The sequence below is a fragment of the Halobacteriovorax sp. DA5 genome, from assembly GCF_002903145.1.
In the GTDB taxonomy this organism is placed as follows: Bacteria; Bdellovibrionota; Bacteriovoracia; order Bacteriovoracales; family Bacteriovoracaceae; genus Halobacteriovorax_A.
Genome location: NZ_PPDJ01000002.1, coordinates 402158 through 423877 on the forward strand (window position 1 = coordinate 402158; position 21720 = coordinate 423877).

At 37.2% G+C, this 21720-nt stretch carries 21 protein-coding genes; 11 read left to right on the forward strand and 10 right to left on the reverse strand.

What is annotated here, in order from left to right; translation table 11 throughout:
• Positions 1-107: 107 nt before the first annotated feature.
• The 10 genes from ubiE (at position 108) to C0Z22_RS05305 (ending at position 8585) form a co-directional block, all read left to right on the forward strand.
• Positions 108-821: a bifunctional demethylmenaquinone methyltransferase/2-methoxy-6-polyprenyl-1,4-benzoquinol methylase UbiE gene (gene ubiE, locus C0Z22_RS05265; RefSeq protein ID WP_103217293.1), complete on the forward strand. Its 714-nt coding sequence runs from the start codon at positions 108-110 to the stop codon at positions 819-821.
• On the forward strand, positions 822-2195 hold the full coding sequence (locus tag C0Z22_RS05270; RefSeq protein ID WP_103217294.1) for an isochorismate synthase MenF: 1374 nt from the start codon (positions 822-824) through the stop codon (positions 2193-2195).
• Positions 2177-3898, forward strand: a complete 1722-nt coding sequence (menD, locus tag C0Z22_RS05275; protein ID WP_103217295.1) for a 2-succinyl-5-enolpyruvyl-6-hydroxy-3-cyclohexene-1-carboxylic-acid synthase — start codon at positions 2177-2179, stop codon at positions 3896-3898. Before C0Z22_RS05270 ends, menD begins: the two co-directional genes overlap by 19 nt.
• Positions 3899-3902: 4 nt before the next feature.
• Entirely contained in the window at positions 3903-4814 is a 912-nt protein-coding gene (gene menA / locus C0Z22_RS05280; protein WP_103217296.1) for a 1,4-dihydroxy-2-naphthoate octaprenyltransferase, read from the forward strand.
• Positions 4802-5782, forward strand: coding sequence for a hypothetical protein (locus C0Z22_RS05285; protein WP_103217297.1), 981 nt, complete (start codon positions 4802-4804; stop codon positions 5780-5782). The genes menA and C0Z22_RS05285 overlap by 13 nt, the downstream gene beginning before the upstream one ends.
• A 41-nt stretch (positions 5783-5823) precedes the next feature.
• Positions 5824-6024 (forward strand): hypothetical protein, encoded by a 201-nt coding sequence (locus C0Z22_RS05290; protein WP_103217298.1) that lies wholly within the window; start codon positions 5824-5826, stop codon positions 6022-6024.
• 102 nt (positions 6025-6126) lie between these two features.
• On the forward strand, positions 6127-6297 hold the full coding sequence (locus C0Z22_RS15985) for a hypothetical protein (protein ID WP_158246822.1): 171 nt from the start codon (positions 6127-6129) through the stop codon (positions 6295-6297).
• 137 nt (positions 6298-6434) lie between these two features.
• Positions 6435-7595 carry a hypothetical protein gene (locus C0Z22_RS05295; RefSeq protein ID WP_103217299.1) on the forward strand — a complete coding sequence of 387 codons (1161 nt, stop codon included), beginning with the start codon at positions 6435-6437 and terminating at the stop codon, positions 7593-7595.
• 100 nt (positions 7596-7695) lie between these two features.
• Positions 7696-7947 (forward strand): GlsB/YeaQ/YmgE family stress response membrane protein, encoded by a 252-nt coding sequence (locus C0Z22_RS05300; protein WP_103217300.1) that lies wholly within the window; start codon positions 7696-7698, stop codon positions 7945-7947.
• A gap of 77 nt (positions 7948-8024) precedes the next feature.
• The gene (locus tag C0Z22_RS05305) at positions 8025-8585 is read left to right on the forward strand and encodes a hypothetical protein (protein WP_103217301.1); all 561 of its coding nucleotides are present in this window, start codon (positions 8025-8027) and stop codon (positions 8583-8585) included.
• A gap of 3 nt (positions 8586-8588) precedes the next feature.
• On the opposite strand, the gene C0Z22_RS05310 is transcribed toward C0Z22_RS05305, so the two are convergent.
• The 7 genes from C0Z22_RS05310 to C0Z22_RS05340 form a co-directional block, all read right to left on the reverse strand.
• Positions 8589-9176 (reverse strand): 2Fe-2S iron-sulfur cluster-binding protein, encoded by a 588-nt coding sequence (locus C0Z22_RS05310; protein WP_103217302.1) that lies wholly within the window; start codon positions 9174-9176, stop codon positions 8589-8591.
• A gap of 41 nt (positions 9177-9217) precedes the next feature.
• The gene (locus C0Z22_RS05315; RefSeq protein WP_103217303.1) at positions 9218-9502 is read right to left on the reverse strand and encodes a polyhydroxyalkanoic acid system family protein; all 285 of its coding nucleotides are present in this window, start codon (positions 9500-9502) and stop codon (positions 9218-9220) included.
• A gap of 19 nt (positions 9503-9521) precedes the next feature.
• Complete coding sequence (gene dut, locus C0Z22_RS05320) at positions 9522-9989, reverse strand: dUTP diphosphatase (RefSeq protein WP_103217304.1); 468 nt, start codon at positions 9987-9989, stop codon at positions 9522-9524.
• Between the two features lie 20 nt (positions 9990-10009).
• Entirely contained in the window at positions 10010-12271 is a 2262-nt protein-coding gene (gene pnp / locus C0Z22_RS05325) for a polyribonucleotide nucleotidyltransferase (protein WP_103217305.1), read from the reverse strand.
• A gap of 239 nt (positions 12272-12510) precedes the next feature.
• Positions 12511-12789 (reverse strand): 30S ribosomal protein S15, encoded by a 279-nt coding sequence (gene rpsO / locus C0Z22_RS05330; RefSeq protein ID WP_103217306.1) that lies wholly within the window; start codon positions 12787-12789, stop codon positions 12511-12513.
• Between the two features lie 82 nt (positions 12790-12871).
• Positions 12872-13927, reverse strand: coding sequence for an RNA polymerase factor sigma-32 (locus C0Z22_RS05335; RefSeq protein ID WP_103217307.1), 1056 nt, complete (start codon positions 13925-13927; stop codon positions 12872-12874).
• A gap of 12 nt (positions 13928-13939) precedes the next feature.
• Positions 13940-15631: a hypothetical protein gene (locus tag C0Z22_RS05340; protein ID WP_103217308.1), complete on the reverse strand. Its 1692-nt coding sequence runs from the start codon at positions 15629-15631 to the stop codon at positions 13940-13942.
• Between the two features lie 80 nt (positions 15632-15711).
• On the opposite strand from C0Z22_RS05340, the gene C0Z22_RS05345 reads away from it, so the two are divergent.
• Positions 15712-17142: a hypothetical protein gene (locus tag C0Z22_RS05345; protein ID WP_103217309.1), complete on the forward strand. Its 1431-nt coding sequence runs from the start codon at positions 15712-15714 to the stop codon at positions 17140-17142.
• 13 nt (positions 17143-17155) lie between these two features.
• On the opposite strand, the gene C0Z22_RS05350 is transcribed toward C0Z22_RS05345, so the two are convergent.
• From C0Z22_RS05350 to C0Z22_RS05360, 3 genes are all read right to left on the reverse strand, one after another.
• Positions 17156-18982 carry a hypothetical protein gene (locus C0Z22_RS05350; RefSeq protein ID WP_103217310.1) on the reverse strand — a complete coding sequence of 609 codons (1827 nt, stop codon included), beginning with the start codon at positions 18980-18982 and terminating at the stop codon, positions 17156-17158.
• 94 nt (positions 18983-19076) lie between these two features.
• Positions 19077-20558: a SpoVR family protein gene (locus tag C0Z22_RS05355; RefSeq protein ID WP_103217311.1), complete on the reverse strand. Its 1482-nt coding sequence runs from the start codon at positions 20556-20558 to the stop codon at positions 19077-19079.
• Between the two features lie 24 nt (positions 20559-20582).
• Positions 20583-21704: a DUF444 family protein gene (locus C0Z22_RS05360; RefSeq protein WP_103217312.1), complete on the reverse strand. Its 1122-nt coding sequence runs from the start codon at positions 21702-21704 to the stop codon at positions 20583-20585.
• Positions 21705-21720: the final 16 nt, after the last annotated feature.

Sequence of the window (21720 nt, forward strand, 5' to 3'; positions counted from 1 at the left end):
GTTTTTTCCGTTTTAATAGTAATACCACTTGTCGAAAGGGGCCGTAAATGATTAATATAACGCAAATACTATTGATAAACACTGCACTGCAGAAGGACTGATTAAATATGAGCAATAAAGAGCTTGCGACAAGAAAAACAAAGTCATTTGAAATCTTTGATAAAATTGCCGGAACATACGATTTACTAAATCACATCCTTTCATTTGGTATCGATATCTACTGGCGTAAGGTGGTTATTGCCAACCTTCCGAAGAGAGAAAAACTTCAGTGTCTAGATCTTGCTTGTGGAACTGGAGATTTAACAATTGCACTTGCTCGTGCAAAAAATGTTGAAAGCGTAACAGGTATCGACTTATCAAAAGGTATGATCGAAATTGGAAAAAAGAAAATTGTTGCTAAGAAATTAGATAAAAAAGCCAAAATGCATATTGGCGACGGTGTTGAAATCCCAGCGGCCGATGAAACATTTGATGTAACAAGTGTAAGCTTTGGTATTAGAAATTTCCCAGACTTCAAAAAATCATTACAAAATATGTACAGAGTGATTCGTCCAGGTGGAAGAAGCTTTGTTTTAGAATTTTCTATTCCAAAGAACTTTCTTTTTCGTGGGATCTACTTCTTCTACTTTAGATACTTACTTCCATTTGTTGGAAACCTAATCTCTAAGCATAAAGATGCTTATACCTATCTAAATCAAACAGTAGAAGATTTTCCATATGGACAAGAGTTTGCAGACGAGATGACAAAAGCAGGTTTTAAAAACGTTAGATTTATTACTCTTACATTTGGGATAGCCACTCTTTACATTGGAGAGAAGTAATTGCGTTTATCTGCCAACAACCTCCAAATTGATATCATCAACGCCCTGATTAAACTTGATTGTTCAAGTGAAGATTTAATCAAGGGTAGTGAATATAGTCTTGTAAAGTTTGAGGCCGGGTTTAATAATATCTCATCTATTATTGACCTCTTTCAAACTTCAAAAAAGTTTTACTTTCTAAACAAAGACAAAGATACAGAGTTTCTGGCCCTTGGTTCTTGGCGTGACTTTAGCTCCCTTTACCACTACGAAGATATTGAGAGGCTAATTGAGTCTCATGATTTTCTTAAAATTTGTGGTGCTCAAAGATTTAAAGCTGAAGCAGATTCGCTTGAGTGGCATGGACTTGAAGACTGCTCGTACTTTGTTCCTAAGGTCTTAATCGAAACGACACCTCAGGGTGTTGATATCAATGTAATTCTTCCAAACTCATTCTTTGCGGATGAGCAAAATAAGAAAGAGGCCCTTCATGAATTGGCCATTACCCTTGATCCAAATCCTAGGCATATGCATAGTGACTACAATCATATAACAAAGAATATTTCTGAGACGAGTAAGAATCAGTGGAGTAAAATAGTTGAGGCCGCAGTTTCTAAGATTAATCGTTCACAAATTTCTAAGATAGTTCTTTCTAGAAAACTTAAGGTTTCATTTAAGAACCCTATCAGTTCATATGAACAATTTAAGACACTAAAAGAAAACAATAGCTACAATAGCTATAATATCTTATTTCAATTTTCAGCACACCAATGCTTCTATAGTGTAACACCAGAGACTCTATTTAAGCTTGATGGCAGAAAAGTTCTGATCGACAGTATTGCAGGAACGACGAAAAGAGGCGCCAATAAGCAAGAAGATGACACGCTAGAGGCAAATCTACTATCTAATACAAAAGAGCTTGAAGAACACAGACATGTCTCAAGTTATATTGAAGAGACGCTAGCTAATTTGGCGAGTGATATTGAAATTACTAAAAAAGAACAAATTCTAAAACTTAAATATATTCAGCATATTCATACGAAGTACGAAGCGACTTTGAATGATAGTGCTAAACGCAGTGATCTAATCACTAAACTGCACCCTACTCCTGCAGTTGCGGGGCTTCCAAAGCCACTTGCAATTAGTCTTATTAGTGAACTAGAAACTAATTCTCGCGGGCTCTACGCTGCCCCAATTGGTTATTTTTCAAAAGACAAAACTGAGCTTGCAGTTGGTCTAAGGTGTGCACTTGTGGATAAAACAGACCTACATATTTATGCTGGTTGTGGAATCGTTAAAGATTCTTCGGCGGAAAAAGAATGGAATGAAACCACAAACAAAATGAAAAACTTCACTGAAGTTATCAAGGCCAAATCATGGACAAATTTCCAGTAACTGAAAATCTTTCAAGACTTTGGGCATCAATCATTGTTGATGAATTAGCAAAGAATTCAATCACGCAATTCTACGCGGCTCCAGGAATGAGAAATGCACCAGTTCTTGCCGCTGCTCACTATCATGAGCTTGTTGACACATATTCATACTTTGATGAAAGAGCACTAAGCTACAGGGCCCTAGGGCGATCTAAAGTCTCAGACTCGATTCCCCTGCTTACATGTACATCGGGAACGGCCATGGCCAATTTTGCGCCGGCAATTATCGAGGCAAATAAATCAGGGCTACCATTAATAATATTAACAGCTGATAGACCTAGTGAATTAGTTAAAACGGATTCAAACCAAACAATAGATCAATTAAGTGTTATTGCTGATCACACTTGTTATAATTTAAGTCTTGAGGCACCAAATGAAGCGCTAAGTGCTACGAGACTTAGAACTCTAATTTCAACGGCCATAGGACGCGCAAAAATCAATAAGAGGCCTGTACACATTAACCTTCCTCTTAGAGAGCCACTTGACTCAACACCAATGCCTATTTCAAAAGAGTATCTTGAAAAAGCGCTAGAGAGTTTTAATAATAACGGTGCCAAGGTGATCTCAAGTGCTTATCAGACTTACCAAATGGAGTTTGAACTAGGACAAAAACTAGTTGAGGCAAAGAATGTCTTACTCGTTATTGGAAAACTTGATGGAAAAAAAGATCTTGAGCATTATCAAGACGCGCTAATGAAAATCAAGGTGCCAAAGTATCTTGATATCACAAGTGGACTAAAGTACCAGTTTTGTCTCGAAGACTATCTGACACCAAACTTTGATCATCCAGAGGTTTTGGATGTTTATGAACAAAGTCCACCGGAGATTATCATTCATATCGGTGGCCGCTTAGTTTCAAAGCATTATTATAATTTCTTAGAAAGAAATAAATGTGAACTTATCCATGTAACAAATGTGGATTTTGATCACGACCCAGGATTTTCAAACACATATAAAATTATTTGTGATCCACTTTCGTTTTTAAATGGACTCGTAAAACTTGAACTGAATCAAGCGCCACCAGTTATGTGGCATGATTTCGTGGAAAGAAAGAGGGCCGTTATCGAAGAAGAAGAGCTGACTCAACCTTTTATCTCTAAGAATATTATTGAAAATATTGATGAAAACTATGATCTTCTTGTAGGTAATTCAACAATTGTCAGAAGCTTTGATAACTTTGTATCAAGTAATTACAGATCAAATGTAAATGTTTTCACTAACCGTGGCGTTAGTGGGATTGAAGGGTTTGTTGCAACATTAGTTGGACTAAGTGATGAGAATGATAAACCAAAGCTACTAGTTCTTGGCGATATTTCATTCAAGCATGATCTAAACTCTCTATATATGCTAGAAGAAGCTGCCAAGGCCGGAAAAAACCTAAGTGTTATTATTATTAATAACTTTCAAGGCGATATTTTTAATCTTCTACCTATTGCTAAAGAGAAGGAGTTTCTTCCTCTTTTAACGACTCCACACAACGATCGCTTTGATCGCTTAATAAAAGCATTTGATGGCCTATCATATGAGTGCTGTGAAACGAAAGATGACTTCAATAAACTTGTGGCAAAGGCCCTAAGTTCTAAAGGGGTCAATATTATAGAGGCCATAACAAATAATGAGTCGAATATGGCACTCTTTAAAAAATTAAAAACAGTAAAAAGGTAAAAGAATGAGTCAACTTGTAAAAGGCTTTATCATTGCAGCAAGGCCAAAGACATTACCAGCGGGAGCTTCACCAGTAATACTAGCGACAGCACATGCCTTTTTTGACCAAGGCGAGATTAGCTGGATTATTTTTGTTATTACTCTGCTTTGTACATTACTTTTACAAATCTCATCAAATCTAATCAATGATTACTATGACACTCAGACTGGTGTTGATACGCAAGAGCGCCTCGGTCCAGAGCGTGTCACAAACACCGGCCTAATAGAGCCGCAAACAGTTAAAAAATTCTTTATTGGAACGTTGGCCTTAGCATTTCTTCTCGGAATCTTTCTGATGAATGTTGGGGGTATGCCCATTGTTATTCTAGGTCTGGCCTCAATCGCTGGTGCATATCATTACACAGGAGGGCCATTTCCTCTGTCACACTATGGAATGGGAGAACTACTTGCTCTTATCTTCTTCGGAAATATTGCAGTTTGTGGAACTTACTACCTTCAGACTTCAACGATTAACGACGCAGTCATACTGCTAAGTCTTTTTCCTGGCCTTTTAAGTGCTGCTATCATGGCCATTAATAATGCACGTGATATTGAAAGTGATGCTATTGCAAAAAAGATGACTCTTGGTGTTCTACTGAATCGTGCACTCAAAAAGAAAGCGTCAAGCTGGCTTCCATTATTTTTTGTTGCTCAAGCCTTTATCATTCTATGTGCCCACTCATACCTAGTTCTAAATCAAGGACAATCACTTGCTTTTATGATGGTGTTTCTAATTATAACTCTCATTTTTTTAAAGACATGGACTTTCTTAATTAAAAATGGGCCATCTCCAGCTTATAACGATAGTCTAGCTCGTACAGGTAAGTACCTATTTATTACATCACTTATCTATAGTGGAATCTTGTGGCTAAGCTAATTCTTAGACCTATATACAAAGAAGTTCACAATATGCGCTTAGCACTTAAGGCGCGAGCAAAAGAGTATAAGAAAATCGATTACTTTGAAGTTGAAGTATATATTGAAGAGGAAGTATTCACTTCTTATATTACTCAGTTTGCTTTCTTCTATGAAAACCAAGAACTTGAGCATGAATACGAAATTGACTATCCTCTCGAGCAATTTCTAAATGGGGACTTATTTGAAGCGCCTCTTATTGATGCCAAAGATATTCCAAATAACGTTATTCTTGCTTTTGAGTATGCCCTCATAAAATATTATCGTAAGAAAAACTTCAAGCAAGACAATCACGAAGATTACTTTAGTAAAAATAATAGCGTCAAAATCAATTTACTATTTCAGAAAGGATTAGACTTAAAGTTTGGCACCTCTGATATTTTAAAATATAAAATTTCGACTAACTCTAATACCCATGAAGTTATCACAGACCTTAATTCACTTGCAGCAAAGGGAGTTAAGTTACGCCTTGATGGCAATAGATCCCTTGATAGCTCAGTTTTAGAAAGTATTCTCTATAACCTCGATTCAAATACAATTGATGCCATCGAATATATTGAAGAACCATTTAGTGAGCTTGGGCTTTGGGCCCAAAGTTTATGGAGTGATAAGATCACTCTAGCTCTTGATGAAAGCTTTGAATTTCAATTTAGGGACTCTATACCAGAGGAAGTAAGTTATTTAGTTCTAAAGTTTGGTGTCAACATAAGTGTCTTTGAATTCTTCCAGTTAAGACGTGATAAAAGAAATTGGCAAATTATCGTCACAAGTGGCTTTGAGTGTCCTAAATTATTTAACTTTATAATTCATCTTGCAGCTTTAGAAAATAATGCCGCAGGCCTTTCTACGTTCAACTTCTACGAAAATGGGTTAAAATTATTCAAAGAATTTCAACCTCAAAAGAGTTTGCTAATTGCAAGGCTTCTTTAATCTTTGTGTTGAAGATTATTAACAAATTTTAAGGAGAAGTTATGTTTAAAGTACTTGGTCTAACTGCATTGTTAGTTATGGGATCTTGTTCATCATTCAAAACTGGTGAGTCATGTGATCGCTCACAAAAGAGTTGTTGCGCTAAGAAGAAAAAAGACTGCAAAGACTCGAAAAAATGTGATGGAAAATCATGTGATCGCAAAGACAAGAAGGGCAAAAAGGCCCATAAGTCACACTCTTAATAATCGATTCTATCGATCATGTAATAGAGGGCCTGCACATTTTGCAGGCCTTTTTTTTATCCTAATTCGAGATATAATATTTGCAGGAAAAAGGAGTTTTTCATGAAAAAAATTATCTCTCTACTTGCCCTGTCTACACTAGTTTTATTTAGCGCCTCGTGCTCTTCGAACTCAACTCGTGATGTCGCTTCTGAGCGAAAAGACTGTAAGGAAACATCAGTTCCTGACTACGAACAATATTACGAGAATTACGAAGACTGCAATAAGCTTTAAAAAACAGCAAAGGCAAAATTATATTGTAAGTAATTCACACTTAACACAATTCTGTTTTTACAGTTTGTCACTTAATTGATACATCTCTCTTATTAAATCGCCAATTTATATGTCATTTTGATAAGAGAGAGTAGACAATGTTTAAAAAATCCCTACTAGTTTCACTATTACTACTTAGTAGTATTACTGCCCAAGCCTACGACTTCAATGTTCGTGCCTTCATGGTTTTAGACCTAATGACACTTGAGAAGATCGGTGGCAACAGCACTCGTGCTGAAATGGGTTATGGTACTGCTGATATTAAAGTTTACTTTAACCACGAACAGTGGAGTGCAAAGTTCAAACTTGATATTGATGCAACTGAAGAAGCTGGGACAACTGTTGATCTAATGGAAGAGGCCCTACTTACTTACCGTTTCAATAGTAATTGGAAACTAACAGGTGGTAAGGGTAAAGTTCCTTTCTACACAATGCACTTTGGTATCACTGAAAGAAACCTAATGGACGGTGGATACCTTACGCAAACATACTCTGGGATGAGAGCTGGATACTTTAAAAGAAAGTATCTTCTAACTCTACGCTACGGTGGATGGAGACAAGGTCAAATTCACGATGTGACTTTCTTTGGTTCAAACCAACAAGTAAGACGTGACAGAGACAATCAATCAATTCCATACCTTGGTGGAGCCCCGACGTCTGAGCTTTCTTATGATACAGAAAGAACTTTTAACACAAACTTTCAAAGAGGTTTTGCTTATAAAGGTCGCTATATCCCTTCTCAAAATCATGAGATCATCGTAGGTGCTTTCACTTATTGGCGCGATATCGATCCAGAAGCAGATCACGGTTATTCTGTAGCATACCAATATGAAAATAATAGCTGGGCATTTTGGACAGAAGGTCTTTTTGGTTACTTCTCAAAGCATCCAAACGATCGCTACGCAACTCTTAAGCAAGAGACTTACAATGCTCAAGCTGGCTTTCTTTATAAGATCGATGACAAGTGGGCCGCAGGGATTAACGCTGAGTACTCATTTGTTTACGACCTAGCACACGATGCAGCCGACTACCCATCAACAGAATTTGGACAGTCGAGATATAACGATGGAAATGTAAGTAGAACAACGATCTACAAGCTAGATATCGGTGCTCAGTACAAGCTATCAAAGAAAGTACAACTTAATGGTGGTTTCCTTGTTGAGCGCCAACTAAGAGAAGAAACAAATACATCAACAGATGGTAACGCGGACGAGACGAACGGATACGCAATTAACTTCTCACTAAGTACTTGGCTTTAGGCCCAGTACTTAGAGCTTAAAAGTTTTACTTATTTAAGTTATCTTAACTAACAATCAATACGATACATCTCCTAAAATGAATTAATTTAGGAGGTGTTTCGTGGCCATCGAACAATTTATCATAATTTTATTTATTGGTGCTATCTCAGGCTGGCTAGCTGGAAGTCTCTATCGCGGAGAAACCTTTGGCCTTGTGGGCAATATCATCGTGGGTATCATGGGCTCCTTCGTAGGAAGCTTCACATTCCATCTGGTTGGCTTTGCAGGCTATGGCCTTATTGGAAGTATCGTTATTTCCACCATCGGCGCTATCGTCTTTCTAGCAACTCTCCAGCTCTTGCAAAAACTATGAACAAAAGTTAATGCGAACAAGGCAATTATCTGTAGACTAATCGCAGGCCTGTGACTAAAATACGCCACATGGGCCTAATGTTTATATTTCCAGTATCAAAAGAAGAAAAAGATCGTATCACAATCAATGAAGAGGGTTTAACTCTTAAAACCTATGGACTACCAATGGTTTTCTGGGGCTATCTTCTAGCAGCGGCAACAGTTGTCTTTGCAATGTTCATTGGTGTTAAAGGTCCAATGGTTAAGCTTTACAACACAGGTGATAGTATCAATCAGGCACTTGTAATTGCAGTTGCGGCCACTCTATTTCTAATTCCATTTATTACGCTATGTTTTTATATGTATGAGAAATTCATCGTTAAGCAAGATGATAAGCTTGTACTAAAGCATAGACTGTTCTTTATTCCAATTTATAAGAAGACTTATAAACTAGAGTCAAAGGATGCCTTTTCAATCGATCACTTTATGGACTCTCCTAATGTGGCAAAAATGAAGCAAGATCCTACAATGCGTGGATTTGAAAACAAAGGTTACTTCCAACTTTTTGCAAAGCTTGAAGATGGAAAGTATATTTTTGTTGATCGCTCAAATAGAAAAGCAGACCTGAAAAAGATTCAGGCCCTGCTGTCGGAATTTTAATTTTTAATCGTCTTTAGAATTTTTATCGTCTTCTTCTTTGTAGTTTTGACGAATTGTTTTAGGACGGCGTCCGCCACCTAGGCGCTTTTCTTTAGAGTTGTCGCGTCCATCACGCTCCCAGTGGTTTTTCCATTCCTCTTTCTTAGAGTTCTTTTCTTCCCACTTAGCTTGACGCTCAGTCATTACTTTCTCAACTTCATCTTTCTTTCTAACTTTAAAGTTTCCAGATTGCTTAAGCTTTGAAAGTTTATCATTAACAACTTTTTTATTCTTAGCTTCGCGCTTTGCCTCAACACCAGCTTTAGAGTGTCCAGACATATCCACAGTAACTTCACCATTTACGATTGTCTGACATGACATACGCTCTTTAGTGATGTGAAAAACATTACCGATAAGCTTTTTTTCAACTTCTGTTGGTTCATTAAGATTATCTGCACCGGCCATTACACGAACGATACAATCTGTACAAGTTCCGTGTCCGCCACAACTAGAGTTAACATAAACTCCATTCTTTTTTAGATGCTCTAATAGAGACATCTCATCATCAACATAGATTGTCTCATTTGATGGAGTAAGAGTAACTTTGAACATTTTAAGCCTTCATTATTTTTATTGAGTTAGATAAAGAAGGATTAAACCGTCTTCTTAATCTTATTCTCAATGGTTTCTAAAATTTTTCCTTTAAGAGGCTTTAGCATAAAAGATAGGTCAAGATCAACCAGACAGTAAGATTCTTCAAACTTTAGCTTCAATTCAAAGCCTTTTCCTTTAGCTTGCATGGAAAAATTACCATCATCAGTCGTCACATCAGCTTTTACATTGAATTTTGCGACGTATTCAGGTGTTACGGCCTGCTTACCTAGATTGTAGGCTTCTTCTTGAGATGAAGCTTGGCTATAGTTTACTTTTAAACTCATTACAATAATCCTTATTTTACTACTTTGTCCCTGTTGAGCCGAAACCTCCAGCTCCTCTTTCAGTATCAGATAACTCATCCACGGCCGAAATTCTGGCCTGCCAAACCGGGGCCATAACCATCTGAGCAATTCGCTCACCATGCTTAATGATGAAATCCTCTTTTCCAAAATTTCCAAGAATGATCTTAACTTCTCCGCGATAATCACAATCGATTGTCCCAGGTGAGTTAACAACAAGTAGGTCAGTCTTAAATGATAGTCCCGAACGTGGCCTAATTTGAACTTCATACCCGTGAGGGATCTCAAAACTAAGTCCTGTTGGAACTAAGACACGAGCACCTGGAGCAATCACAAGGCTATCTTTGTTCTCAAGATGAGCACGAAGATCCGCACCTGCAGCTCCAGTTGTTTCATATTGTGGAAGATCGAAGCTAGAGTCGTAATGCTCTAGCTTCTTTACTTTTAAATCAACTACTCTATCGATCATAAAAATCCTGATCTAACTAACTAGTCTTTTTTCTCACCACGAGGCTTTCTGTCACCTCTTGGCTTTCTGTCATCACGACGAGGGCGACGATCACCTCTATCACCATCTCTTGATTCACGTGGCTCGCGCTTTGGTGCATCTTTTTGAGCTTCTGCTTCAGTTTTACCATCACGACGAGTTAGTGCTTCAACAGCTTTGATTGAAAGCTTTGCACGTCCCATTTTATCAATTTCAAGAACCTTGATCTTAACTTCTTGACCTTCTTCTAGGTAGTCAGCTGCATCAGTGATTCTATCTTCAGCGATTTCAGAGATGTGAACAAGTCCACCAACACCAGCAGCGATATCAACAAATGCACCGTAGTCTTTAAGTGAAGCAACTTTTGCTTCGTAAACTTTACCAACTTCTGGTCCATTAAGTTGTAGGCCAACAAGTGCCATACACTCATCAATCATCTCTTGATTAGTTGAGATGAATTTAGTTGTTCCATCTTCATCAATCTCGATAGTAAGTTCGAAATCTTCTTGAAGCTTCTTAATATTCTTCCCACCAGGACCAATAAGGCCACCGATTTGGTCTTGCTTAATTTGCATAGACTTCATTACAGGAACACCCTCTTTAAGAGTCTTTCTTTCAACAGAAATAGTCTTTGCCATCTCTTCTAGGATGTGAAGACGTCCTTCTCTTGCTTGTGCCATTGCACTTTCAACGATCTCTTTAGTAAGACCTGTAATTTTGATATCCATTTGAATTGCAGTAATACCTTCAGTAGTACCAGCAACTTTAAAGTCCATATCACCTAGGTGATCTTCGTCACCAAGGATATCTGTAAGAATCTTGAATCTTTCACCATCAGTTACTAGACCCATAGCGATCCCTGCAACAGGAGCAGTTAGAGGAACACCAGCATCCATAAGTGCCATTGAACCTGAACATACAGAACCCATTGAAGAAGAACCGTTAGACTCTAAAACCTCACATACAAGACGAGTTGTATATGGGAAGTCTGTTGGGATAACTGCTTTAAGAGCACGCTCAGCTAGGTTTCCGTGACCTTGCTCACGACGTCCAACACCACGTACACCACGTGCCTCACCTACTGAATATGGAGGGAAGTTATAGTGTAGATAGAATTGATCTTCTGAAGTACCAATAATACGGTCACTCATTTGAGCACCTTTGCTACCACCTAGAGTAACAGCGGCCATAACCTGAGTCTCTCCACGTGTGAATAGAGATGATCCGTGTGGAACTTTAAGTACATCAATCTCAGTTTCGATTTCACGTACTTCAGCAAGTCCACGACCAGCAATACGCTTATCTTCATTTAAGATATCTCCACGAAGCATTTCATACATTAGTTCATCTACACCTTTGTATGCTTCTTTTCCGAATGCATCGTTTTCAGTTAGACCAAAAGCTTCTGGTGCGTCTGCCATTGCAGCTTTAACTTGAGCTTCAATAGCTTTAACAGCTTTTTGTCTTTCTAGCTTATCAGTAATCTTAAGCGCCTCACGAGCTGTTGCTGTGTAGTCTGCTCTGATCTTTTCAAGCATAGTATTGTTTGCAGCTGCTGATACGAATTCACGCTTAGCTCTACCAACTTCTTTTTGAATATCTTTAAGGAATGCAACAAAGCCTTCGATTTCTTTTTGACCAAAAAAGATTGCATCTAGAACATCTTGCTCAGGAGCGACTTTCGCTTCCCCTTCAACCATAAGGATTGCATTGTCACTTGCTGCAACAACGATTTCCATATCAGACTCTGCCCATTTGTCATGGTCAGGGTTGATAACAAATTCACCACCGATACGACCAACTTTACAAGTACCAATTGGACCTTCAAATGGGATATCAGAAATAGTTAGAGCTGCTGATGCACCAAGTGCAGCAAGAACCTCTGGGTCACCTTCTGGTGAGTAAGAGATTACAGTTGCAGAAATAACTGTATCAAACATATATCCGTGTGGGAAAAGAGGTCTTAGTGGCCTATCAATTAGACGAGCATTTAAAGTCTCACCAACTGAAGGACGACCTTCTCTTTTTAAGAATCCACCAAGGAACTTCCCTGCTGAATAGAATTTTTCTGTGTATTCAACTAGAAGTGGGAAAAAGTCTTGTCCGTCTTTTACTTCTGTTGCAGATGTAGCAGTAACTAGAACTTGTGTACCACCACTAGATACGATAACTGATGCGTCAGCTTGTTTTGCCATACGACCAGTTTCAATTGTAACTTCCTTACCACCAAAGTTGTAAGTAAACTCTCGTTTGTTGTTTAACATAAATAACTCCATTTATATTTTTGAATGTCTATATTTAGAAATGTGTTAGTTGGAATGTATGTGAGAAGAAATCCAAAGAATATGAAAATCTAAAACCACTGAGATCAGCGTGTTTTTAAATTTTAATATCCCTTAAATCTCAAACTCTCCTCTTAACCATTTCCGTACTAAAATTTTAACTGCTTAAATAAAAAAAAGGAAGCATAAAGCTTCCTTTCTTTTGCCTTGATATATAAAGCTTACTTTCTTAGACCAAGTTTCTTAATTAGTGCTTTGTAGTTTTCTTCGTTGTTTGTAGCAACATACTTAAGAAGACGACGACGACGTCCAATCATCTTAAGAAGACCACGGTTTGAAGAATAGTCGTGAATGTGTGCACCAAAGTGTGTCTTAAGGTTGTTGATTCTTGTTGTAAGAATTGCAACTTGAACCGCTGCACAACCACTGTCTTTTTCACCTGCACCAAATTCTTTACCAAATTCTGCTACGATGCTTGCTGTTTCTGCATTTGAAATCATATTTTTCTCCTAAAACTTACCCAAAACCGAGCAAGGAAGTTATTTTCCAGGCCAAGAAAGGGGCGCTATAATTTTGAGCATACTAACGTATTATTTCACTCATGTAAACCTTTAAATTCTCGAGCAAACGGGCCTCAATTTGGCGAATTCGCTCACGAGAAACCCCATAATCATCTGCGATGGCCTGTAGAGAGCGCGGAGCATCATTAAGAAGCCTTTCGCGAAAGATTTCCTGGTCACGAGGCTTTAGGCCTTGGATAAAATGATCCAGATTATCTTGTAATAATTTCAAGGATTGTTGGAACTCGATATCTTCGGCAAAATCACCAGAATCAGGCAGTAGGTCTCCCATGGTCGAAGACGACTCTCCAACCGGAGTATCAATACTAACTTCAGAGCCACCTTCACCCAGGCGCATATCCATCAGGGCCACGGCCTTTTCACTAACATCAAGGTTCTGGGCAATAGTCTTATGATCAGGCTTAATCCCTTGGGCCTCGAGACGCTCTTTTTCACGCATCAGGTTATAAAACAACTTCTTTTGTTCATTTGTTGAACCAAGTTTAACTAACTTAAAGTTATCGAGAATAAATTTTAGAATATAAGATTTAATCCACCAAGAAGCATAATATGAAAGCTTTGCGCCTTTATCTGGTTCAAATAATGAGACGGCCTTCATTAGGCCAATATTCCCCTCTTGAATCAAATCCATCACATTGGCGTGAGCACTTCGGTACTCCATAGCGATTTTGACAACTAGGCGAAGATTAGAAACAACGAGTTTCTTTGCCAAATCAATATCACCTGATTCACGAAATTGCTTAACCAGCAGCTTCTCTTGTTCAGGAGAAAGTAGCTCATAACGTGAGATATCTTTTAGATATTGGTTTAATTTATTATCTAGTTTTGAAGGAACAGGAAGATTTGAGGCCAGGGCCGGAAGAGTCTCTTGAATGAGCTCAACTTCTTCATCTATCGTAAGTTTTTTAGGACTGATATCAACATACTCGTGATCATCCTCGATTACTTCGACATCATTATCAAAAAGATCAGAATCCTCAACTGATGGGAGAACCTCAACATCATAATTAGGATCTGACTGATTGTTATTCTTATTATTGTTATTAATTTTTGCCATTAAGGCTATTTATCATTTTTTGGCTTCCGAGGCCATAGAATCGATATTATTTAGAGTTTCTAAAGACTTAATTTCACTTAAATCTCTACTTGATAGATCAGATACAATTCTTTTATTTCGTATTGCAACAAGAGCAAATGGTGCAATTCTAATATTTACGCCAATCTTTAGTTGTCTATTATCTTCACCCTTTGGTAGCTCAATTATATCAAATTGTCTAAAAAGCTCATCTGTTATTATTTGCGTTAAATCAGCATTTACTGAAAACTGCATCAGCGTATCTTTAATATCCTTGTAATCATTTTCGACATAAAGGGCCAAACGCTCCTTTAACTTCTTGATCGACTTATCATCGTTTCCAACATGAGCGATTTTGTATTGCTCATAAATCCATTTGATATCAGTACGAGGAATATTAATATCAAAATGTAGGCCTAACATATTATTGATGTCACTTGCCTTATCAAACTCTCCATGAAGAACATTGAAATTAATCTGAGGAAAGCTTTTATGATAAACAAAGTAGTTATTTACTTCTTTATCAACTTGCATAACTAGGGCCTCTTCGTAAGAGAGCTTTTTAGAATTTGATTTCAGATAATCTGATGCCCAAAAATCCCATAGGCCATCATTTGACAATGAAATATAGTCCTTAATTGTTTTTGAATCATGAGTCCATACATTAAAATCAGGTATGCGAGTAACAAGGGCCAAGAACTGACCAATTAAGCGCGGCCTCTCTTCTTTAAACTCATCAAGAGCTCTCACCAACTCAGGACTAACTTCTGTCGAATATTTAGGAGAAGAGAAACGAAATTTTTCACAATACGCTAGTTTGAAATCAAAATTTAAATTGGCAGAACCAACTGGTCGGATGATTCCATTTTGAATTTTTGTGATTTCTTTTGGACGACAAATTTGATTGCGACAAAGCGCCCCTTTTTTGTCAGACAATTTATCATCATAGCTATAAGTATCTAGGCCACTTAATTCACGGATGATAAAACTCATAACAGCGGAAGAAGAAAGAAATTTTGAAAGCTCTCTAGGATACTCAACTTGACCTCCCCAAGAGCATGCGTGTGAAAAAATCCCTGTCGTATAATAAAGTTCATTAACAAGAATTTCATTTTCACTTTGTAGCTTATTAAGTTTATCTGTAAATAATTTCTTTCTTTGATCTATTGGCAAGAATATTTCGCCTTCGTCTTTGAAGTAATTATCGAAATGATACTTTATAAGACGATGTCCCATTAAAGTTATATTTTGCGAACACTTTGAGATGAGAGATCTTACTAAATTATCATATTGCTCGCTATCAAATTGAAGTTTCTTGGCATAAGTCGCTATTGCATGCATCGAATACGTCATCATCTTATACTGAAGAGTTGCCATGATAGTGCGATAAAACTCGTCTCTTTCAAGGCCATTTTTAAAGTATAATTTTGCGCTATTTTCACGACAAAAATAATCAAGTTTCTCATCTTCAAGATAAAATTTTCTATAATCATTTAAGAGATCAAAGTTTTCTTTTGAATTTTTAACGCGAGATTGTTCGATTGATTTACTCAGATTATCAAAAATCATATCCCCTTGTTTGTTTAAAACAAGGCTATCGGCAGCTTGTGAATAAAGAGACAGCAGACCAAATAAGCTCACAAAAACAATGCGCATATAATTTAAGAATTTTGCGAAAACATCCATGTAAAATCCATTTAAAGTTTCCCTTAAGTTATCGGAATTATTCCCGAAAGGTTTAATAGGAAATTTAAAAGAATTAAAATATGAAAATAATTTCACTAAAGGCCATTCTTATACTCATTAGCTTATCATTACTAAGTGAAATGATTCGTGCCCAATCGTATTCTTCGATTATTTCCAGACAAGCAAAAAGAGAACTTGATCCTCCATACAATATTTATCATGAGATTGAGGCCGCCTATTTTAACGAAGGCCTACAACTTGATGATCGTAAAGACTTTCTCGATCAATTACGCGTGGCCAAGTCACTTTTAATAGACGGCCATTCCAACGATGCCATATTGGTATTAGAAAAGTTACTTGCAAAGACTAATAGTTATAAGAAAGAACTCCTTATTAAACGCTTCCTTGTTCTAGCATACTTTTCAGATGCTAGAGCAAAGGAGACAAGAGATACGCTTGCCTCTCTTCAAGATAATGCATCATGGTTTTATCAAAACTGTACACTAAGAATGGTTAGTGCCCTTTCTATGCCAAAGGAAATGGATTCAAAGGTTGAAGAAATATACAATAATTGCATTATTAGAGTACATAATAAAAACCCTTATCAAGATAATACATGGCTTAACTTGGTTTTAGAAAAACGCTTGAAAGGATATGTGAGATCAACACAAATACGAGATCTCATGGCCAGCAATAACTTAGATATCATTAAGACAGTTCTAAGATATGGAATCTTTTTTAAAGAACATGAGAGAGTGTTAAAGCATTATGGAAAAATCCCTGTTGATTTCTATGCTGATCCAATGCTTAGAACTTTAGTTGCAGTAAACCTTTATAATGCAGGAAAATATGATCAGGCTTTAAAACTTGCGCAATCAATAGATAATACGAATACAAACAAGATTAAAGGCCATATGGAAGTTCATAAAGGTGACATTAAAACGGCCTATTCACACTATATCTCTAACTTGATTTTAAAACCTGAATCAATTGTGAATAACAAGTTATTACTAGCTGCCGCATGGCTTAGTGGTAACTTTAGAAACGCAAGGGTTGCCCTATCAAAGATACCCGTATCAGACTCTTTATCGAGAGAGAAAGAGTTATTGAGAATAAATATTCTTATTAAAGAAGGTAAATTTAAGGAGGCCGTCTATCTGATGAATAATCTTGATATTCGTTACAACAAAAGACTTCCTTATGAAGCAGCTATTTTAAGTACATATTTAAAACTGTTAAATAACGATCAAAACTGGGTACAATTGAGTGATAAATCGTGCCTGAATAAGAATATCATCAGTTGTTGGTTACACATGCAATCGAAACTTTGGAATAACTTTACAACTGAAGTCATAAGAAAAGACCAAAAAATGGAATCTAAAACAATACAGGACCGACTTGAGGCGATGATAGCACCTGTCTCAGATAAGAAATTCGAAGAGCCTGTCTTAATTTATCAAAAAGATATTTACGAGCTTGATCTAGCTCAGTACCCAAAACTTGGGCACTGATAAAAATCTTTTCTTAAAAAGAATAGCGATAGCCAATATTTAATACCGCTCCACTCATATCAACATCACTATCATTTCCACCGCCAGAAATTGAATATGAATGGGCCAGATAATCAAATTCCGCAAAAATGAAACTAGCACGATTTAGCCAGTAATCGGCCTTAGCTCCAAAATAGAAACCAATCCCACTATCAACATCAAATCCATCATCAGCATTAGCAAGATTATACTTAGCACCGGCGCGTGCAAAAAGATCTAATTTATCTAGATTAATTACTTTTAGACCAAACTCCCCGATAAAATTAGTTAGAGTTGCACTTACAATACTTGAACTAGCACTAAGTACGATAGGCTCCTCATCAATTGACAGTTGTCCGCTAAGATAGAAAATATGGCCGAATTGATAATCAAGACCTAAATTCATTTGATAAAAACGTTCGATATTATTTGAAAAAGCAGAGGTTTCAAAATTTTCATTTAATAGTCTAAATTTTGCAAATGGCCTAAAACTTCCATTACCAATCAACGCTAAACTTAGCTCAATACCACGCTTACTCAGTTCAAAATCACCTGAACCATAACCGTAAGTATAACCTTGGTTAACGAGTGAAAGGCCAATGATATTTGAAGAAAATCTTTCTGCCGTAGTCATTTTCTTTCCACTTACATTTTTATAACTGGCCAATAAGAGATTTGACTTTAAAAGATTATTTAATTGATTTTGCTTCTCAATTGACTCATGAGTATTGTTGACCACAACAAAGCCACGATTTGGATCAAGAGTCAGATTTTTAGGTGCAATAAAGTTTCCATTTGAACCATTAATGCGGCCAATTTCACGGGCCTCATATACTCGGTATTCTTCGTTAAAAGTGGCATCTTTTTCAGGTGGAATATAAATTCCAGAAACTAAATCAATAAGGCCACCTGCCTTTGGCGCGTATCTTCTTTGATTAGCAGAGTACTGCCCGCGGTATGAACTAACTTGTTCTGCAGGTTTCATTAAGTTAGAAACTAAAGGATATGGTGCAATATTAAAATCATCACTATCAGTATCTTCAGAATAAACTGTCATATCAAGAAGTCTATTACTGTATAATCTTGATAATTGCAGAGGATTGATTTTTACAGGCATAGACACTGGTCTAGAATCGTGAAAAGTAGCACTATACTGTCCTCTAGCAACAGTTGAGACGTCCTTTAAGTTATCCCCAAAGAGAACTTCATTAATTTCCATGCTAAAGTTTTGGAGTTCATTATTTGTGCGAAACTTAAACTTGATCTTTTGCTCTTTAACGCTTCTTCTAAAAACAAGTCTTTCTCCTGCACTAAATTTATGAGAACGATTAACTCTTTTCATATTGGCCTTACCTGTAAAAGTAAGAGCACCTGTTACGTTATTATAGATATTGTAGAGGATAAGAGAGTCAGAGTTTTCAAGTCCTACAAGAGCGCTATTAGTGCGCACAAAGACGCGATCAAATCGCCCCTCTCTTACCTTTCGCTGCTTTTTTGCCATGATTCTAACAAGGCCAGCATGAAGCGAAATAAAGTCACCTTCTGTCGCATTAATTAGTTCAATAGTAACCTTCGAATTTGGCCCTATAAAAATAGTATCACCGCGATCATTAACAAGGCGGGCATATGAATTATCTTCAGTAATGATAAGAGTGTCTTGAGAAAGTCCTATCTCTTGGGAAATTTTTGTTGCGTCAATTTGGCGTGAGCCATTCTTGCTAACGAGTGAAATATCACCACGTCCAGAATTTAACTTTATCGCTGCAATGGTTTGAATTGAAAAGATTAACGATAAAACGAAGAGGGTACTTTTTGAAAGCATGAATATTCCTAAATTGACTTAAATTCTTATATCTATAGATACTTCAATTTTACTTGAAAGTAATTTTAGGTCAATAAGCAATATAGATTACTCGTTAGTTATCTTCTTTAAACTCAATCCCATCAAAAAGATAAACAATGGACTTATCTTCAACGATAGTAGTGATTGAGACAGGTCTCTTCCAAACCTTGTAGATATTGGCCATTGTATCCTGGGCCTGCCCAACGTCAAGGTCTACTCCCTGGTGTACATGACGAAGAAGAAGCTCACCACGATTCTTATAATTTGCCGATTCCACTTCAATAATTGGTGTACCAAAATTTGTTAATTGATTAAGAAGCTTTGACTTAATTTCTTTGAAGTCACGCGTTTCAATTTCATTGCGTCCTGTACGCGAGTTATACTTATACGTAAAAAGCTGCATACGATTACAGAATTCTTCAGTAAAGAACTCATCAATGAAAGTAATATCATTATGAGTGCGTCTTACTTCGAAGATTTTCTCACGTCCCATATTTGTTTCAATATGCCAATTTTCTTTTTTATGAAGGTCTGTGCAATCTTGATACTCTTTTCCAAATTTTCCAGTATCCCAACGGTATTCAATGTCACGCATAAGCTCAATGCCGATCTTATATGGATTGATATTTTGCTTACTCATGGCCATTACACCAGAATGAATATCTGCAAAGTCGATAATTTCAGAACTATTTAAGGCCTTCTTAGTAAGAATCTTAGAGTGCCAGTAAGATGCCCACCCCTCATTCATAATTTTAGTCATTCTCTGAGGAAGAAAGTAATAAGCTTCCTCTCTTAGAATTCCAATGATATCGGCTTGCCAGTCTTCAATTGGAGCGTGATCAATTAGAAATTTCATAATATCACGTGTTCCACGAATTTCTTCATCAAGAAGCTCTAGTGGTGTTTTCTTAACTTCCACCTTATCGCTATCAAGGCCTGAGCGCGCCATTTTAGAATTCATAAATGACTTAAGAACTTGCGAGCGGTCATCCTTAAATTCAAATTCATCATCAGCAGATGTTCTTTGTTTCTCTTCACTTTGGAAGAGCACATTAACATCAAGTAGGTTTTCAAATGATAAGACTGTATCAATAAATTCTTCGACACGGTCTTGGCCATATTTATCCATATAACGACGAACTTTCGTTCCATGATTGGCCATAACATCCATCATGCGACGATCTGTTCCTCTAAACCAAGCATTATTCTTAAAGAAGTCAGCATGCCCATAAACGTGGGCCATAACAAGTTTCTGATCAACATAGCGATTAGAGCTTAAAAGATATGCATAGCAAGGGTCAGTATTGATTACAAGTTCGTATATTTTTTGAAAACCATAACGGTTTCCTTTAGCAAGACGATCATACTCGAGCCCGAATCTCCAGTGCGGGTAGCGAGAAGGAAAACCTCCATTTGCTGCTAAAATACAAACTGTATCGTAGTCACAAACTTCAAAAACAACAGGATAGAAATCAAGGCCATATTCTACTGCATAGCTATGAACCTCATCTCTTAATCTTGCAAGTTCTCCACTTAGTGGTTTAGTTCTTTCCATACTACTTATTACTGGAGTCACGCCTTACTTACCTTTTCCTAGAAAGTCTTTAATTGAATCTAGGATTGCTTCTTTATTTTTAATTTTACTCAAAATAACATCTTCGTGTTTTTCACCGAATTCTTTGGCGAGGTCCTTATAAAACTGACCTGAACCATAACGAGACTCTACTTGTCCGTAGAAGAATGCATTTGAGTTTGGAATAATTGAATTCTTTAAAATATCAAGACAAACCTTAGTGTCCTCTGCAGACCAGTTATCACCATCCGAAAAATGGAAAGGATAAATATTCCACTCATCTGAATTATAATCGCTAGCAATCATATCCTTACAAAGTTTAAGTGCCGATGAAATAAGAGTCCCACCACTTTCACGAGTTCTAAAGAATGTTTCTTCATCAACTTCTTTTGCCGTTGCATCATGAATGATATAGCGAATTTCAATATCTTTATACTGCGACTTAAGCCAGAGATTGATCCAAAAAGATTCTGTGCGAACAATTTCTTTTTGTTCATCCCCCATTGATCCTGAAACATCCATCATGTAGATTACAACTGCAGAGTTTTCAAATTCTATCTTTGAATCACTTGCACGGTAGCGCATATCACTTTTGATTGGAACAACGACAGGGTTCTTTGGATCATATGTCCCCATTGCGATTTGTCGCTTTAGGGCCTCTTTAAAAGATCTCTTGTAGTGCTTAAGTGAATCTGGTCCAACTGTACCGATACTTGTGTAGCGATCAACAGTTGACTGCATATTCTTCTTACCTTTAGGCTCGATCTTAGGAAGTGCTAGCTCATTTCCTAGAATTGAAGCAAGCTCATCTAAGCTCATTTCAACATCGAGGGCCTTATCACCTTCCTGCTCACCAGCTTCACCTGGTTCCCCTTGACCTTCTTGCGGTTCACCTTGTCCATCGACTGGATCTCCTGGCTGCCCATCACCCTGTCCTGTTCCTCCTTGGCTTTTATCACCAAAGCGAAATTGAGGAGTGTTGATTGAGGGCATTGGTACTTTAAATTGCCCATTGCCCTTTGGAATTGGCATCTCACCGCCAGCAATATACTTTCTTAGATTATCACGCACCTTTCCTTTAATAATTTTTCGAAAACGTGCGTGGTCTCTTTTAATCGGGTGATCCATTAACTCTCCAGTTGTG

Bases quoted from the DNA above. Each gene is read 5' to 3' on its own strand.
- C0Z22_RS15985 (WP_158246822.1), top strand. From the start codon at position 6,127: ATGAAAAAAATTATCTCTCTACTTGCCCTGTCTACACTAGTTTTATTT.
- ubiE (WP_103217293.1), top strand. From the start codon at position 108: ATGAGCAATAAAGAGCTTGCGACAAGAAAAACAAAGTCATTTGAAATC.
- C0Z22_RS05355 (WP_103217311.1), bottom strand. From the start codon at position 20,558: ATGGAAAGAACTAAACCACTAAGTGGAGAACTTGCAAGATTAAGAGAT.
- dut (WP_103217304.1), bottom strand. From the start codon at position 9,989: ATGATCGATAGAGTAGTTGATTTAAAAGTAAAGAAGCTAGAGCATTAC.
- C0Z22_RS05350 (WP_103217310.1), bottom strand. From the start codon at position 18,982: ATGCTTTCAAAAAGTACCCTCTTCGTTTTATCGTTAATCTTTTCAATT.
- pnp (WP_103217305.1), bottom strand. From the start codon at position 12,271: ATGTTAAACAACAAACGAGAGTTTACTTACAACTTTGGTGGTAAGGAA.
- C0Z22_RS05345 (WP_103217309.1), top strand. From the start codon at position 15,712: ATGAAAATAATTTCACTAAAGGCCATTCTTATACTCATTAGCTTATCA.
- C0Z22_RS05340 (WP_103217308.1), bottom strand. From the start codon at position 15,631: ATGGATGTTTTCGCAAAATTCTTAAATTATATGCGCATTGTTTTTGTG.
- C0Z22_RS05310 (WP_103217302.1), bottom strand. From the start codon at position 9,176: ATGTTCAAAGTTACTCTTACTCCATCAAATGAGACAATCTATGTTGAT.
- C0Z22_RS05305 (WP_103217301.1), top strand. From the start codon at position 8,025: ATGTTTATATTTCCAGTATCAAAAGAAGAAAAAGATCGTATCACAATC.
- rpsO (WP_103217306.1), bottom strand. From the start codon at position 12,789: ATGATTTCAAATGCAGAAACAGCAAGCATCGTAGCAGAATTTGGTAAA.
- menD (WP_103217295.1), top strand. From the start codon at position 2,177: ATGGACAAATTTCCAGTAACTGAAAATCTTTCAAGACTTTGGGCATCA.
- menA (WP_103217296.1), top strand. From the start codon at position 3,903: ATGAGTCAACTTGTAAAAGGCTTTATCATTGCAGCAAGGCCAAAGACA.
- C0Z22_RS05360 (WP_103217312.1), bottom strand. From the start codon at position 21,704: ATGGATCACCCGATTAAAAGAGACCACGCACGTTTTCGAAAAATTATT.
- C0Z22_RS05290 (WP_103217298.1), top strand. From the start codon at position 5,824: ATGTTTAAAGTACTTGGTCTAACTGCATTGTTAGTTATGGGATCTTGT.
- C0Z22_RS05315 (WP_103217303.1), bottom strand. From the start codon at position 9,502: ATGAGTTTAAAAGTAAACTATAGCCAAGCTTCATCTCAAGAAGAAGCC.
- C0Z22_RS05335 (WP_103217307.1), bottom strand. From the start codon at position 13,927: ATGGCAAAAATTAATAACAATAATAAGAATAACAATCAGTCAGATCCT.
- C0Z22_RS05295 (WP_103217299.1), top strand. From the start codon at position 6,435: ATGTTTAAAAAATCCCTACTAGTTTCACTATTACTACTTAGTAGTATT.